Origin of the sequence: Sphingomonas sp., from assembly GCF_040398505.1 — a bacterium.
In the GTDB taxonomy this organism is placed as follows: domain Bacteria; phylum Pseudomonadota; class Alphaproteobacteria; order Sphingomonadales; family Sphingomonadaceae; genus Sphingomonas.
This window is the reverse complement of sequence record NZ_JBBATX010000066.1, coordinates 1-15135: the sequence shown is the minus strand read 5'-3', so window position 1 is coordinate 15135 and position 15135 is coordinate 1. Positions and strand designations below refer to the sequence as shown.

Genomic DNA, 15135 nt, shown 5'->3' with positions numbered 1-15135 from the left:
CCGCCGATGGTGCGACTCAAGTGTGACTTTACGCGTATCACTCAAATAACACACCGATCGCACACCCCCCGCGTTGCACTCTCAGCCCCGATCCCCCAAATAGGCGGCACAGGACATTGGGGTACAACGTGGCCGATCCGTATACGACATTGGGCGTCGCCCGCACCGCAACCGAAGCGGAGATCAAGAAGGCGTATCGCAAGCTCGCGAAAGAGCTGCATCCCGACAAGAACAAGGACAATCCCAAGGCGAGCGACCGCTTCAGCGCGGTAACCAACGCCTATGATCTGCTCAACGACAAGGACAAGCGCGCGCGCTTCGACCGGGGCGAGATCGATGGCGACGGCAATCCGGCGTCGCCCTTCGGCTTCGGCGGTGGCGGCGGCAATCCCGGCGGCTTCCGCCCCGGCCCGGGCGGCGGCGGCGGGTTTCAGGCCGACGGGCCCGATCTCAGCGACATTTTCGAGAACATGTTTTCGAGCGGCGGGCGCGGCGGCTTCGCGGGTGGCTTCGGGCGGGCCCGCGAAAAGGGTGGCAACATCCTCTACAAGCTCGACGTGCCGTTCGTCGACGCGGTGACCTCGAAGCCGCAGCGGATCACGCTTGGCGACGGCAAGACGATCGACCTCAAGCTCCCCGCCGGGCTCGAAAGCGGCGCGCAGATGCGGCTGTCGGGCAAGGGCCAGCCGGGGCCGGGCGGCAATGGCGACGGCATCGTCACGCTCACCGTCCTGCCGCACCGCTTCTTCGAACGTGCGGGCGACGATGTCCGGCTCGATTTGCCGATCAGCCTGTCCGAAGCCGTGCTCGGCGCGAGCGTCCGCGTGCCGACGCCCGAGGGTGCGGTGATGCTGACGGTGCCCAAAGGCTCCACTTCGGGCAAGACGCTGCGGCTGCGCGGGCGCGGCTTCCACCGCAAGGACGGCACCCGCGGCGATCAGCTTGTGACGCTGATGGTCGATTTGCCGGTTGATGACGATGCGCTGATCGAATTCGTAACGGGCTGGAAAGACAAGGATTTGCGGAACCCGCGCGGCGCCCTGGGCGTCTGAGCCCCGCACGGAGCCAGCGTCGATGAGTCATATCTCCCCCGTCTCGCCCGAGGAGCGCGCCGCGCATGGCGAAGCGGGGTTAGCGCCCGAAGACGTGCCACCCGTCGCACGTCCGGCGACGCGGGGGTGGCGGGTGCTGCGGCGTGTCATCATCGGGGTGTTTTCGGATGGCTTCATCCATGCCGGGAACCTCGCTTATCTGGCGTTGCTGACGGTGTTCCCGTTCTTCATTCTGGCCGCCGCGATCGCCTCCTTGCTCGGCCAGAGCGCCGAGACGCAGCGCGCGGTCGCCTCCTTCCTCCACGTGCTGCCGCCCAATGTCGGCGATTTGCTCGAAAAGCCGATCCACGATGTGCTGGCGGCGCGGACCGGATCGTTGCTGTGGATCGGCGGGATCGTCGCTTTGTGGTCGGTCGGCAGTTTCGTCGAGACGATCCGCGACATCTTTCGCCGCGCTTACGGTGTCACATCGAGCAAGCCGTTCTGGCATTACCGGCTGAGCTCGATGCTCGTCATCATCGTCTCGGTCGTGGTCGCGCTGCTGTCGTTTCTGGTGCAGGGCGTGCTGACCGCGGCTGAGCGTTTCCTGTATGCGCTGGTGCCGGTCGCGGCGAACGTGGCCGGCTGGATCGGCCTGTCGCGGATCGTGCCGGGTCTGGTCATGTTCATCGCTTTGTACATGCTGTTCTTTTCGGTCACGCCGTCGAAATATCGGATGAGCAAATGCCCGAAATGGCCCGGCGCGCTGTTCACCAGCGCGTGGTGGGTGTCGATCACCGCCGCATTGCCGGTGATCTTGTCCTGGCTGTCGGATTATAGCCTGACCTATGGCAGTCTGGCGGGGGTGATCGTGGCGCTGCTGTTCTTCTTTCTGGTGGGTCTGGGCATCGTCTTTGGTGCGCATTTGAACGCGGCACTGGCGGAACCCCCCGAACCGGGGGTAGAGACCGCGCGGATACTGACGGAGGTGATAAGCGCGTGATGGAATTGATGGCAGGCAAACGCGGGCTGATCATGGGCCTCGCCAACGATCGCTCGCTCGCCTGGGGCATTGCCAAGAAGCTGAGCGAGGCGGGGGCCGAACTGGCGTTCAGCTATCAGGGCGAGGCGATGGAGAAGCGCGTGCGGCCGCTCGCCGAGCAGCTCGGCGTCGCGCGGCTGTTCGATTGCGACGTGTCGGACATGGCCGCGCTCGATGCGACCTTCGCGGATTTGGCCAAGGAATGGCCGACGATCGATTTCGTCGTCCACGCGATCGGCTTTTCCGACAAGAACGAACTGCGCGGCGGCTATGTCGACACCAGCCTCGACAATTTCCTGATGACGATGAACGTCTCGGTCTATTCCTTCGTCGCGGTGTGCAAGCGTGCGGCGGCGATGATGCCCAATGGCGGCGCGCTGCTGACGCTCAGCTATTATGGCGCCGAAAAGGTCATCCCGCATTACAATGTGATGGGCGTGGCCAAGGCGGCGCTGGAGACGAGCGTGCAATATCTCGCGGTCGATCTCGGTCGCGACAAGATCCGCGTCAATGCGATCTCGGCCGGCCCGATCAAGACGCTCGCTGCGTCGGGAATCGGCGATTTTCGCCTGATCCTGAAGTGGAACGAGCTCAATTCGCCGCTCAAGCGCAATGTCACGATCGAGGATGTCGGCGGCGCGGGGCTGTATCTGCTGTCCGATCTGTCGAGCGGCGTGACGGGCGAGACGCATCACGTCGATGCGGGCTATCACGTGATCGGCATGAAGGCCGAGGACGCGCCGGATATTGCGCTGGCGTAGCGCGCGGTGCCGGTCGTCCTGCGAGTGCATGGATTGCGCTTCGTCATCTTCACCGACGATCATGAGCCGGCCCATGTCCACGTCTTCGGTGACGGCGAAGCGAAGATCGAAATTGGAGGCGACGGGCGGCCGCCCCGCATGATATATGCCGCCGAGATGAAGGCATCGACACAGCGGCGTGCGCGCCGCGCTGTGGCGGTAAACCAACACTTTTTGTTGGCGAAATGGGCTGAAGTTCATGGTCGAGTTGACTGACGGGGAAATCGAGGCGGCGAACCGTCGCGGCCGGATTGAGCTGGCAACGAAACCCCGTGCCCGTGCTGCGCGCTACGATCGCGGTCAGGATCGCCTCATCGTCGATTTGGTGAACGGATCGACCTTTTCCTTCCCGCCCGAGCTTTTGCAGGGCTTTGATAAGGCGACGCCGGACCAAATTGCGGAAGTTGAGATATTGGGGCGAGGGTTTGGTCTGCATTGGGAATCGTTGGACGCCGATTTCACGGTCGAAGGACTGATGGCTGGCCGCTTTGGCACAGCTGGGTACATGCGTAAGCGCTTCGGACCGGAGTGGGATGCCGTGGCCGCAGAATGAGCTTCAACACCTTCGGCCATCTCTTCCGCTTCACCACTTGGGGCGAATCGCACGGGCCCGCGATCGGCGCGGTGGTGGACGGCTGCCCGCCGGGCCTCGCGATCAGCGAAGCCGATATCCAGCCCTTCCTCGACCAGCGCCGCCCCGGCACGTCGCGCTTCACCACGCAGCGGCAGGAGCCCGACGCGGTCCGCATCCTGTCGGGCGTGTTCGAAGGCAAGACCACCGGCACGCCGATCAGCCTGATGATCGAGAATGTCGATCAACGCTCGAAGGATTATAGCGAGGTCGCCAAGGCCTATCGCCCGGGCCATGCCGATTACGCCTATGACGCCAAATACGGTTTCCGCGATTATCGCGGCGGCGGGCGCTCCTCGGCGCGCGAGACCGCGTCGCGTGTCGCCGCGGGCGCGGTGGCGCGGCTGGTGATCCCCGAGGTGATGATCACGGCGTGGGTCGAGGCGATCGGCGGCGATGCGATCGACCCGGCCAATTTCGATGCGACCGAGATCGACCGCAACCCCTTCTTCTGCCCCGATCCCGTCGCCGCCGCGCGCTGGGAAGGGCTGGTCGATGCCGCGCGCAAGGCGGGGTCGTCGCTTGGCGCGGTGATCGGCTGTTCGGCCACCGGCGTGCCTGCGGGATGGGGTGCGCCGCTCTACGCCAAGCTCGATGCCGATCTGGCGGCGGCGTGCATGGGGATCAATGCGGTCAAAGGCGTCGAGATTGGCGACGGCTTCGGCGCGGCGACACTGCGTGGTGAGGACAATGCCGATCCGATGCGCCCGGGTACCGACGGCCCCGAATTCCTTGCCAACCATGCCGGCGGCATTGCCGGCGGCATTGCGACGGGGCAGCCGATCACGCTACGCGTCGCGTTCAAGCCGACCTCGTCGATCCTGACCCCGGTCGAGACGATCGACCGTAGCGGTGCCGCGACCGAGATTCTGACCAAGGGCCGGCACGATCCGTGCGTCGGCATTCGCGGGGCACCGGTCGTCGCGGCGATGGTCGCCTTGGTGCTCGCCGACCATAAACTGCTCCATCGCGGGCAAATCGGGTAATCGGGCAAGCCGTTCTATCGCACGGGTAAAAGGAGCGACGGAAGTCTGTCCGGGGCGTTCTAAGGTGCGACCCGTTTCGATGGGCATGACACCGAAAGGACTATATTCCATGCGTATCGCACTTTTGGCCGGCCTTGCCGCCGCCACGCTCTCGACCGCAGCGTTTGCGCAAACCACCGCGCCCGCGCCCGGCGAACCGCAAACCATGCCGGCGCCGACGATGACCGAAGTGCCGCCAAGCACGATCCCGCAGCCGACGACAACGCCCGATCCAATGGCCACGCCGACGACAACGCCGTCGCCGACCGACCCGACGATGACGACGCAAACGCCAAGCGACCCGGCCACGACGCCGCCGACGAAAAAGAAGAAGTACAAGAAGCCGATGTAACCGGCGCGGTCGAACCGAAAAATCGCCCCGGCCCTGCAAGCGCAGGGTCGGGGTTTTTCGTGTCAGTCGGCGAAGGGATCACGCACCAGGATCGTGTCTTCGCGCTCGGGGCTGGTCGAGACCAGCGCGACCGGGCAGCGGATCAGCTCCTCGATCCGGCGGATATATTTGATCGCTTGCGCGGGTAGGTCGGCCCAGCTGCGCGCGCCTGCGGTGGTTTCCTGCCAGCCGGGCATCGTTTCATAAACCGGCACGACCTCGGCCTGATCGGCGGCGTGCGCGGGGAAATAGTCGAGCGTTTCGCCGCGTAGCGTATAGCCGGTGCAGATCCGCACCTCGTCAAACCCGTCGAGCACGTCGATCTTGGTCAGCGCAATGCCGGTGATGCCGCCAACTGCCGCCGATTGCCGCACCAGCACCGCGTCGAACCAGCCGCAACGGCGCTTGCGCCCCGTAACCGTGCCGAATTCATGCCCGCGCTCGCCCAATCGCTCGCCCGTTGCATCCTCGAGTTCGGTCGGGAAGGGCCCCGATCCAACGCGCGTCGTATAGGCCTTGGCAATACCCAGCACGAAGCCGACCGCGCTGGGGCCGAGGCCGGAGCCGCCCGCTGCGGTGCCCGAAATCGTGTTCGACGAGGTGACGAACGGGTAGGTCCCGTGATCGACATCGAGCAGCACGCCTTGCGCGCCTTCGAACAGGATCCGCCGCCCGCGCGCGCGCAAGGCGTTGAGATCGCGCCACGTCGGCTTGACAAAGGGCAAGACGAACGGCGCGATTTCGCGCAGTTCGTCGAGCAGCGCCTCGCGGTCGACCGGCGGTTCGCCGAAACCGGCGCGCAATGCGTCGTGATGCGCGGTCAGCCGGTCGAGCTGCGCGCCCAAGGCATCGAGATGCGCCAGGTCGCACACACGGATCGCGCGCCTGCCGACCTTGTCCTCATAGGCCGGGCCGATGCCGCGCCGCGTCGTCCCGATCTTGCCGGCACCACTCGCATCCTCGCGCAGCGAATCGAGATCGCGGTGGAAGGGCAGGATCAGCGCGCAGGTGTCGGATACCATCAGCGTCTCGGGCGTGATCGTCACGCCTTGCCCGCGCAATTTCTCGACCTCGGCCTTGAGCGCCCACGGATCGAGCACTACGCCATTGCCGATCACCGATGGCGTCCCGCGCACGATCCCCGAGGGGAGGAGTGAGAGCTTGTACACCTTCTCGCCCACCACGAGCGTATGCCCGGCATTGTGGCCGCCCTGAAAGCGCACGACGACATCGGCGCGCTCAGCGAGCCAGTCGACGATCTTGCCCTTGCCCTCATCGCCCCATTGGGCACCGATCACTGCTACGTTGGCCAAATGTCCACCTTTCAGGGTGTGCCGGAAATCGGCCTTTCCCTAAGTAGCGCTGGCGCAAGCGTCCAGCCCTACAATCTGTTACACTTGAGCGATTGACCCGGTTCCGCGCTGCGCGATAGCTAAACGCGTAACGATCGAGGGACCGCGCCATGATCCGCTTGCTGTTGCCCTTGCTCGCCGCTGCGGTGGCCTTCTCGCCAGCCGCGGCGGGGCAGACGTTGCGCGAACGTTTGGCGCAACGGATGGCGCAGCGCATGGAGGGGCGGTCGCAGGTGGCGTCCGTGCCCGGTAAGGTCGACATCGCTTATGGGACCGATCCGCTCCAGCACATCGATTTCTGGCGCGCAAAAGGACCGGACGCGCCGCTGGTGATCTTCATCCATGGCGGCGGGTGGAAGCGCGGGGACAAATCGAACGCCATCGGTGCAGCGAAAATCTCGCACTATCTCGCGGCGGGGTACGCCTTCGCGTCGGTCAATTATCGACTCGTGCCTGCGGCAACAGTGGAACAGCAGGCGCAGGATGTCGCCGACGCGGTGGCGACACTGCGCGGGCAGTCCGCCAAACTGGGGTTCGACGCGAGCCGGATCGTGCTGATGGGCCATAGTGCTGGAGCGCACCTCGCGGCGCTGGTCGGTACCGATCCGCGCTATTTTGCCAAGGCCGGGATGAAACCAGACGCAGTGCGCGGCGTAATCCTGCTCGACGGCGCGGCCTATGACGTGCCGCGCCAGATCGCCGAGGGCGGCAATTTCATGCACGACACCTATGTGCAGGCGTTCGGCGACGATCCCACCCGACAAAAGGCGCTGTCGCCGGCCTTTCAGGTCGCCGCACCCAACGCCCCGGATTTCCTGATCCTCCACATCGCGCGCGAGGATGGGACGGTGCAATCGACCGCGCTCGGGGCGGCCCTGCGCGCGGCGGGTACGCCAGCAGAGGTGGCCGCAGTCGAGGGCAAGGGCCTGCGCGGTCACATGGAAATCAACCGCAAGCTCGGCGAACCCGATTATCCCGCAACGGCGCTGGTCGATGCGTATCTGAAGCAGCGATTCGCGCGGTAGGTTAAAGCGCCCGCGCTTCGCCGTCCGCCAGCATATGCGTGCAGAGCTGCGCTGCGGGCGTGTCGCCCGGCTCAAGCGCCGCGACCGTGACCCAGCCGTCGCCGCGCATCCGCGCCGTTACCGCCGGATCGGTGCCGAGCGGCACGAACAGGCGGCGGCGGTCGGTGTCGGCCAGGCCCGCCGCGACGATCGCATCGGCGTAGAGCGAGAAGCCGACCGCGGCCTCCTCCGCGCCATCCTCATGCAGGATTGTATAGGTGCCGCCGCGCCCGATTTCACCGCGCAGGCCGCCGGCAAAGATCGAGAAGCCGAGCCAGCTTTGATATTCGAAGCCGTGCCGCTCGGTCGGATCGAGCGTCAGCGCAACGCGGCCCTTCAAGCCATCGGCAATCTGCCACAGCGCATCGAGCCGAGAGGTTAGCGCCCCGCCCGCATCGAACGCGCACAGCCGGTCATGCGCCTCGAAAAACGGCCCGGCCGCGGCAATCAGCGGGAGGTAAGCGGGCGCGATCGCGGCGACGCCGCCGGCATCCTTGGCATCGAGCCGGTCGCGTAAGGGCCCGATCCGCGCCGGATCGACCGGGAAGGGGCCGCTCGCCAGCACGTCGATCAAATCGGGCAGCGTGAAGTCGATCGACACATCGGCAACGCCGGCTGCGGTGAGTGCCGCGACCACGACCTCGACGATCTCGCGCGCTGCGGCGACGGTGTCGAGGCCGATCAGCTCGCAGCCGATCTGGCGCATTTCGCGATTTGGCGCGAGCTGCGAGGCGCGCAGTTTGAGCACGGGTCCGGCATAGGACAGCCGCACCGGGCGCGGGTGGTGCGCCATGCGCGTCGCGGCGATGCGCCCGATCTGCGCGGTCATGTCGGGGCGGATCGCGAGCGTCGCCTGGCTGACCGGATCGACGAAGCGCACCGCATCCTGCGCGCGTGCTGATTTCAGCCGACCGGCCAGCCCGGCCTCGAATTCGGCCAGCGCCGGGTCGGCGCGCTCATAGCCATGGGCATAGGCCGTGCCGAGCACCGCCTGTTCAAGCCGCGCGGCGGCATCGGCGAAGGGGGGGAGCCGGTCGCGGAAACCGGTGGGGAGGAGGGCTGTGGTCATTATACTTCCTTCTCCCTCTCCCCTTCGGGGAGAGGGCCGGGGAGAGGGGCAGTACCAAGCGCGACGCTGATTGTTTCAAGCACGCCTTCGAGGTTTCCCATCACGTCGGCATTGGAGAAGCGGATCACGCGATACCCTTGGTTTTCCAGCCACGCGGTGCGGCGGACATCATAGGCTCCGTCGTGCGAGTGCGTGTCGCCGTCAACCTCGATTACGAACTTTCGCGAGCGCGCGACGAAGTCGGCGATATAGGGGTAGATAATGACTTGGTGATTGAATTTCACTGCCTCGAAGCGCTTCGCGCGGAGGTTGCACCACAGGCGTGCTTCGGCGGGAGTCGGATTGCTGCGCATGTGTTTGGCGCGCGCGAGCAACTCTTTGTTGGTTTGCGGCACGGCCCCTCTCCCCGACCCTCTCCCCGCGAGCGGGGAGAGGGAGAAGAAAGTATCGCGCTCAGATCAGAACGACAAACCCATCACGGTCTTCACGCCGGCCAGCGCGCGGACCTTGGCGAGGAGCTCCGGTGTCACCGCGTCATCGACCGACAGCAGCAGCACCGCCTCGCCCCCGGCGCTCCGCCTGCCGAGATGGAAGGTGCCGATGTTGACGCCTTGCTCGCCGAGCAGCGAGCCCAAGCGCCCGATGAAGCCGGGCGCGTCCTCATTGACGACATACAGCATGTGCCCGGCAAGATCGGCCTCGACCTTGATCCCGAACAGCTCGACCAGGCGCGGCGCCGCGTCGCCGAACAAAGTGCCAGCGACCGAACGCTCGCCCGCATCGGTTTTGACCGAAACGCGCAGCAGCGTGTGGTAATCGCCTTCGCGCTCGGTGCGGACTTCGCGGACTTCCATGCCGCGCTCCTTGGCGAGCAACGGCGCGTTGACCATGTTGACCGTGTCGGTCTGCGTGCGCAGGAACCCGGCGAGCACGGCCGAAACCATCGGCTTCTGGTTGAGCTCGGCCGCCGCTCCTTCGCTGTGGATCGAGATCCGCCCGATCGACCCGGTGGTGAGCTGCCCGACCAGGCTGCCGAGCTTTTCGGCGAGCGTCATATAGGGCTTGAGGCGCGGCGCTTCCTCGGCCGAGAGCGACGGCACGTTGAGCGCGTTGGTGATGCCGCCCGACATCAGATAATCCGACATTTGCTCGGCGACCTGGATCGCGACATTGACTTGCGCTTCGTCGGTCGAGGCGCCGAGATGTGGCGTCGAGACGAAATTGGGCGTGCCGAACAAGGGCGATTCCTTGGCCGGTTCGGTCACGAACACGTCGAGCGCCGCGCCGCCGATATGGCCCGAATCGAGTCCGGCCTTGAGCGCCGCCTCGTCGATCAGCCCGCCGCGCGCGCAATTGATGATGCGGACGCCCTTCTTGGTCTTGGCGAGCGCCTCGGCCGACAGGATGTTGCGCGTCTGGTCGGTCAGCGGCGTGTGCAGCGTGATGAAATCGGCGCGCGCGAGCAGATCGTCGAGCTCGACCTTCTCCACGCCGAGTTCGACCGCGCGTTCGGGCGACAGGAACGGATCGAACGCGATGACCTTCATCCGCAGCCCGAGCGCGCGGTCGGCGACGATCGAGCCGATATTGCCCGCGCCGATCAGGCCGAGCGTCTTCGATGTGACTTCGACCCCCATGAAGCGATTCTTCTCCCACTTGCCGGCTTGCGTGCTGGCGTCGGCTTCGGGGAGCTGACGCGCGAGCGCGAACATCAGTGCGATCGCGTGCTCGGCGGTGGTGATCGAATTGCCGAACGGGGTGTTCATGACGACCACGCCCTGTGCGCTAGCCGCCGGGATATCGACATTGTCGACGCCGATCCCGGCGCGGCCGATGACCTTGAGGTTGGTGGCGGCAGCAAGGATCGCTTTGGTCACCTTGGTCGAACTGCGGATCGCGAGGCCATCATATTGGCCGATGATCGCGATCAGTTCTTCGGGGGTCTTGCCGGTGATCTCGTCGACCTCGACGCCACGCTCGCGGAAGATCTGGGCGGCTTTGGGGTCCATTTTGTCGGAGATGAGGACTTTTGGCATGGGATTTTCTTTCTGCTCCCTCTCCCCTTCAGGGGAGAGGGGAAGTGGGAAATTCGGGGAAGGGTGGCGTGCTGGACTGCCCCTCTCTCCGGCCCTCTCCCCTGAAGGGTAGAGGGAGAAGCGGTTACGCCGCGACGGGCGCCTTCAGTGCCGCATAAGCCCAGTCGAGCCACGGCCCGAGCGCAACCACATCGGCAGTATCGACGGTCGCGCCGCACCAGATGCGCAGCCCCGGCGGGGCATCGCGGTAGCCCGCAATGTCATAGGCCGCGTGCTCTTTCTCGAGCAGCCCGGCGAAGGCCTTGATGAAGGCTTCATCGGCACCTTCGACCGTCAGGCAGACGCTCGTCCTCGAGCGTGTCGCCGGATCGGCGGCGAGATGGCCGAGCCACGAACGCTCGGCGACGATCTGGTCGAGTGCTGCGGCATTGGCGTCGCTGCGCGCGATCAAGCCATCCGCGCCGCCGACGGTCTTCGCCCATTCGAGCGCGGCGATGCAATCTTCGACCGCGAGCATCGAGGGGGTGTTGATCGTCTCGCCCTTGAACACGCCTTCGGTGAGCTTGCCCTTGGAAACCAGGCGGAACACCTTGGGCAGCGGCCAGGCGGGGGTGTAGCTTTCGAGCCGCTCGACCGCGCGCGGGCCGAGGATCAGCACGCCATGCGCGCCTTCGCCGCCGAGCACTTTCTGCCACGAGAAGGTCGCGACGTCGATCTTGGCCCAGTCGATGTCGTACGCAAACACCGCGCTGGTCGCGTCGGCGAAGGACAGACCTTCACGGTCGGCGGGAATCCAGTCGGCATTCGGCACGCGAACGCCCGAGGTGGTGCCGTTCCAGGTGAACAAAACGTCGTTCGACCAGTCGACCGCGCCCAGATCGGGCAGCTGGCCATAATCGGCGCGCACGACATTGGGATCGATCTTGAGCTGCTTGACCGCGTCGGTAACCCAGCCTTCGCCGAAGCTTTCCCAGGCGAGCGCGGTGACGGGCTTGGCGCCCAGCATCGTCCACATCGCCATTTCATACGCGCCGGTGTCGGAGCCGGGGACGATCCCGATGCGATGCGTGTCGGGCAGCTTGAGAAGCTCGCGCATCAAATCGATGCAATATTGCAGCCGCGTCTTGCCGATCTTCGAGCGATGCGAGCGCCCCAGCGATTCGGTTGCCAGCGATGTCGGGGTCCAGCCTGGAGGCTTGGCGCACGGTCCGCTCGAGAAATAGGGACGTACCGGAAGATGCGCAGGACGCGCGGGAAGGTCAGTCATATAGTCTCTCCTCACAGAGAGCACGCGCGGCGTTGGGACCGCGTGGCCCGTCGCCGCCCCTATAGAGTTTGGGGGGCGGGTCAAGCGTCGTGTCGTTCGTCGCAAGCGGGGTAGCGGTCGGGCGGTGGTACGCGGTATCCCCGTCTTATGCCGCGCCGCCTCGCCGTTCTTGCCCTCCCGCTCCTGCTCGCTTCCTGCCTGTCGGGCGGGAGCGACCGGCGTGCGCCGTCGCGGCCACGCGGCGCGACGCCGATCACGCTCAGCCTGCCGACCAGCCGCGAGACGCAGGCGTGTTTTGCCGATCTGGCGCGCGCGGACGTGCGCTTCTCGCCGCTGCCCGACCGCGATTATGGCGGCGGGTGTCAGGTGATCGGCGCGCTCCAGCTGCTCGACATTGGCGTGCCCGTCACCAACATCAAAGCGATGCGCTGCGGCCTGGCGCGCAGCTTCACCGGCTGGGTCGAGTATGCCGTTGCCCCCGCCGCGCGGCAAATGCTGGGGAGCGATCTGGCGCGGATCGAGAGTATGGGCACCTATGCCTGCCGCGCCGTCATTGGCGCCCCCGGCGCCCCCGGCGCGGCCGGGCGGCTGTCGGGCCATGCCAGCGCCAATGCGATCGACATATCGGGCTTCGTGCTGCGCGACGGGCGGCGAATCACGCTGCAGCAAGGGTGGAACGGCGGCGACGCCGATACACGTGCCTTTCTGCGCGCGATTCGTGCCTCGGCGTGCAAGCGCTTCGGCACCGTGCTCAGCCCCGATTACAATGCGGCGCATTACAACCATTTGCATCTCGAGGACGATCGCGCGGGCTTTTGTCGCTAGACTTCAAAAGCGCGATCTTTTGGCTTAGGGGCGGTGGATGAACGATATCCCCAAAACCGACACGCCCGCAGGCAGCACGCCCGCACACGACACGCACGTCCCCGCGCGCGTTTTCCCCCGTGCACGGCAGGATGCCGAGACCGCCAAGACCGGCGTCAGCACCCCGCAAACCGAGAATCCGGCCTATCGCCTCGCCTTTCAGGACATGGATTTCCTGCTGCGCGAGGATTTGCGCCCGGTGCGCTTCCAGCTCGAATTGCTCAAACCCCAGCTGATCATGGACGAAGCCAACATCGCCTCGACCTTCGTGATGTATGGCTCCGCGCGCATCCCCGAGCCGGCCAAGGCGCAAGCACTGCTCGAAAAGGCCGAGGGCGAAACCGCGATCCGCATCGCGCAGAAGCTGGTCGAGAAGTCGAAATATTACACGGTCGCGTACGACCTCGCCCAGCTGGCGAGTGCGTTTCCGCTCGATGCGGACGGCAAGCGCCATTTCGTCGTGTGTTCGGGCGGTGGCCCGTCGATCATGGAAGCGGCCAACCGCGGCGCGCACGATGCCGGGCAGGAATCGATCGGGCTCAACATCGTCCTGCCGCACGAACAGGCGCCGAACCCGTACGTGACCCCCGCGCTATCGATGCAGTTCCACTATTTCGCGCTGCGGAAAATGCACTTCCTGCTCCACGCCCGCGCGCTGGCGGCGTTTCCGGGCGGGTTCGGGACGTTCGACGAACTGTTCGAGCTGCTGACGCTGATCCAGACCGGCAAGATCGCGCCGATCCCGGTGCTGCTCTACGGTCGCAAATTCTGGGAGCGGGTGGTCAATTTCGAGGCGCTGGTCGAGGAAGGCGTCGTCTCGGCCAAGGACCTCTGCATCTTCGCCTTCGTCGAGACCGCCGCAGAAGGCTGGGCGGTGGTGAAGGAATTTTATCGGGACAAGTGAGGCTGACTTAGCCCCTCCCCTGAAGGGAAGGGGCTTGAATCCTTACTTCCCCGCCGCCGCCGGGGCGGTGGTGTTGTTGCCGATGCCGGTGGTCGGCTCGCTCGCCTTGCCGCCCGGATCGGCGGCACCAGCGGCGGGCGGCACCTTCGCGTCGGTCGCGGCCGGTGCGCCGGCCGGCACCGCCGTGAGCGGCAGGTTCGAGCCTTGCGCGTTGAGATAGAGGATTACGTCGGCGCGGTCCTTGCCGCTGGTGAGGCCGGCAAAGGTCATCTTGGTGCCGTTGGCATAAGTGCGCGGCGAGGTGAGCCAGGCGTTGAGCTGCTCGAAATCCCACTTCTTGCCCGCGCCCGCGGTCGTCAGCGCTCCGGAGAAGGCGTAGCCGGCCTTGCCCTGCGCGATGCCTTCGCCGACCGTCCCCCACAGGTTCGGGCCGATGCCGTTGGCCCCGCCCTGCGCGATGCTGTGGCAAGCGCTGCACTTCTTGAACACTTCGGCACCGTGCGCCGCATCGGCGGTCGCCAGCAATTCAGCGATCGGCTTGTCGGGAACCGCAGGGCCAGCGGCACCGTCTTCGGCGGCAACCTCGATCGGATAGCCGGCCTTTTCCGCCTTGATCGGTTGCACGATCATATGGCCCGCAATGCCAGCCGCGACGGCTACCATGCAGCTGCCCAATACCCAGCCTGCGATCGTGTTGGTGCGGTTATCCATGTCTCGCCTTATACCTCTGTCGCCGTTCGGCCCCCGGTTGGACCGCGAAGTTGCGTGTCCCATAGGTTCGTGGGGGGCGCATCGCAAGCCGGTTTGCCGCGCCGCAACAGCAGGACTGCCAAGGGTTGCCGGGGTGCGACGCGGTCGTTACCTCCCCGCGCCAATGGAAAGCTTCCCCGAACCCGCCCGCGCGCTCGTCGCCGAGATGACCGCCGCCGCCGCCGCTGAACCGGCGCGTGCCGTTGCTTTTCAAGGCGCTCCCGGCGCCAATTCGCATATTGCAGCACGCGAAGCGTTCCCGACCGGCCTGCCGCTGCCGTGCTTCGATTTCGCCGACGCGATCGATGCGGTGCGCGATGGGCGGGCCGATTGCGCGATCATCCCGATCGAGAATTCGCTGCACGGCCGCGTTGCCGACATGCATTTCCTGCTGCCCGAATCGGGGCTGGTCATCACCGGCGAGCATTTCCTCGGCATCCGTTATGCGCTGATGGGGCTGGGGCCGATCGCGGGCGTGCGCGAGGCGATCAGCCATCCGCAAGCGCTCGGCCAGTGTCGGCTGTGGCTGCGCGAGCGCGGGATCGTGCCGGTTTCCTATCCCGATACGGCGGGGGCGGCGGCGCTGGTGGCGGAGCGGGGTGACGCGACGCTCGCGGCGCTTGCCCCGCCGGGGGCGGCGGCGTTGTACGGGCTTGAGACGCTTGCGAGTGACATTGCCGATGCCGCGCACAACACCACGCGCTTCGTTGTGCTGGCGCGGGAGGGTCATGCCCCGGTGGGCGAGGGCGCGTGGATGACGACGCTGATCTTCGAAGTGAAGAACGTCTCCGCTGCGCTCTACAAGGCGATGGGCGGCTTTGCGACCAACGGCGTCAACATGACCAAGCTGGAAAGCTATCAACGCGGCGGCAGCTTCGCCGCGACCGAATTCTACGCCGATGTCGAGGG

17 protein-coding genes are annotated in these 15135 nt (G+C 65.9%); 11 read left to right on the top strand and 6 right to left on the bottom strand.

The window, feature by feature from the left end; genetic code table 11:
* Positions 1-128: 128 nt before the first annotated feature.
* From ABWP09_RS09540 to ABWP09_RS09510, 7 genes are all read left to right on the top strand, one after another.
* The gene (locus tag ABWP09_RS09540; RefSeq protein WP_353204911.1) at positions 129-1052 is read left to right on the top strand and encodes a DnaJ C-terminal domain-containing protein; all 924 of its coding nucleotides are present in this window, start codon (positions 129-131) and stop codon (positions 1050-1052) included.
* Between the two features lie 22 nt (positions 1053-1074).
* Positions 1075-2034, top strand: a complete 960-nt coding sequence (locus ABWP09_RS09535) for a YihY/virulence factor BrkB family protein (RefSeq protein WP_353204910.1) — start codon at positions 1075-1077, stop codon at positions 2032-2034.
* On the top strand, positions 2031-2834 hold the full coding sequence (gene fabI, locus ABWP09_RS09530) for an enoyl-ACP reductase FabI (RefSeq protein ID WP_308510952.1): 804 nt from the start codon (positions 2031-2033) through the stop codon (positions 2832-2834). Before ABWP09_RS09535 ends, fabI begins: the two co-directional genes overlap by 4 nt.
* Positions 2835-2858: 24 nt before the next feature.
* A complete protein-coding gene (locus ABWP09_RS09525; protein WP_353204913.1) occupies positions 2859-3089 on the top strand; it encodes a DUF4160 domain-containing protein in 231 nt (76 codons plus the stop codon).
* Positions 3073-3426, top strand: a complete 354-nt coding sequence (locus ABWP09_RS09520) for a DUF2442 domain-containing protein (RefSeq protein ID WP_353204909.1) — start codon at positions 3073-3075, stop codon at positions 3424-3426. Before ABWP09_RS09525 ends, ABWP09_RS09520 begins: the two co-directional genes overlap by 17 nt.
* A complete protein-coding gene (gene aroC, locus ABWP09_RS09515; RefSeq protein WP_353204908.1) occupies positions 3423-4490 on the top strand; it encodes a chorismate synthase in 1068 nt (355 codons plus the stop codon). The genes ABWP09_RS09520 and aroC overlap by 4 nt, the downstream gene beginning before the upstream one ends.
* Before the next feature lie 109 nt (positions 4491-4599).
* A complete protein-coding gene (locus ABWP09_RS09510; RefSeq protein WP_353204907.1) occupies positions 4600-4881 on the top strand; it encodes a hypothetical protein in 282 nt (93 codons plus the stop codon).
* 62 nt (positions 4882-4943) lie between these two features.
* Here ABWP09_RS09510 and ABWP09_RS09505 read toward each other — a convergent pair whose 3' ends face one another.
* The gene (locus ABWP09_RS09505) at positions 4944-6233 is read right to left on the bottom strand and encodes an adenylosuccinate synthase (RefSeq protein ID WP_353204906.1); all 1290 of its coding nucleotides are present in this window, start codon (positions 6231-6233) and stop codon (positions 4944-4946) included.
* 254 nt (positions 6234-6487) lie between these two features.
* Between ABWP09_RS09505 and ABWP09_RS09500 the strand changes: the two genes are divergently transcribed.
* The gene (locus ABWP09_RS09500) at positions 6488-7297 is read left to right on the top strand and encodes an alpha/beta fold hydrolase (protein ID WP_502959785.1); all 810 of its coding nucleotides are present in this window, start codon (positions 6488-6490) and stop codon (positions 7295-7297) included.
* 1 nt (position 7298) lies between these two features.
* On the opposite strand, the gene ABWP09_RS09495 is transcribed toward ABWP09_RS09500, so the two are convergent.
* The 4 genes from ABWP09_RS09495 to ABWP09_RS09480 all read right to left on the bottom strand — a co-directional run bounded on the left by ABWP09_RS09495 (position 7299) and on the right by ABWP09_RS09480 (position 11708).
* Positions 7299-8405, bottom strand: a complete 1107-nt coding sequence (locus ABWP09_RS09495; RefSeq protein ID WP_353204905.1) for an ATP phosphoribosyltransferase regulatory subunit — start codon at positions 8403-8405, stop codon at positions 7299-7301.
* Entirely contained in the window at positions 8405-8800 is a 396-nt protein-coding gene (locus tag ABWP09_RS09490) for an endonuclease domain-containing protein (protein WP_353204904.1), read from the bottom strand. The genes ABWP09_RS09495 and ABWP09_RS09490 overlap by 1 nt, the downstream gene beginning before the upstream one ends.
* Before the next feature lie 63 nt (positions 8801-8863).
* Positions 8864-10441: a phosphoglycerate dehydrogenase gene (gene serA, locus ABWP09_RS09485; RefSeq protein WP_353204903.1), complete on the bottom strand. Its 1578-nt coding sequence runs from the start codon at positions 10439-10441 to the stop codon at positions 8864-8866.
* A 124-nt stretch (positions 10442-10565) separates the two neighbouring features.
* Positions 10566-11708 carry a phosphoserine transaminase gene (locus ABWP09_RS09480; RefSeq protein WP_353204902.1) on the bottom strand — a complete coding sequence of 381 codons (1143 nt, stop codon included), beginning with the start codon at positions 11706-11708 and terminating at the stop codon, positions 10566-10568.
* 147 nt (positions 11709-11855) lie between these two features.
* Between ABWP09_RS09480 and ABWP09_RS09475 the strand changes: the two genes are divergently transcribed.
* Entirely contained in the window at positions 11856-12533 is a 678-nt protein-coding gene (locus ABWP09_RS09475) for an extensin family protein (protein ID WP_353204901.1), read from the top strand.
* Between the two features lie 37 nt (positions 12534-12570).
* Positions 12571-13476, top strand: coding sequence for an LOG family protein (locus ABWP09_RS09470; protein ID WP_353204900.1), 906 nt, complete (start codon positions 12571-12573; stop codon positions 13474-13476).
* Positions 13477-13518: 42 nt separating this feature from the next.
* Here ABWP09_RS09470 and ABWP09_RS09465 read toward each other — a convergent pair whose 3' ends face one another.
* On the bottom strand, positions 13519-14187 hold the full coding sequence (locus ABWP09_RS09465) for a c-type cytochrome (RefSeq protein WP_353204899.1): 669 nt from the start codon (positions 14185-14187) through the stop codon (positions 13519-13521).
* Positions 14188-14350: 163 nt separating this feature from the next.
* On the opposite strand from ABWP09_RS09465, the gene ABWP09_RS09460 reads away from it, so the two are divergent.
* A partial coding sequence (locus ABWP09_RS09460; RefSeq protein ID WP_353204898.1) for a prephenate dehydratase occupies positions 14351-15135 on the top strand: 785 nt, incomplete at its 3' end.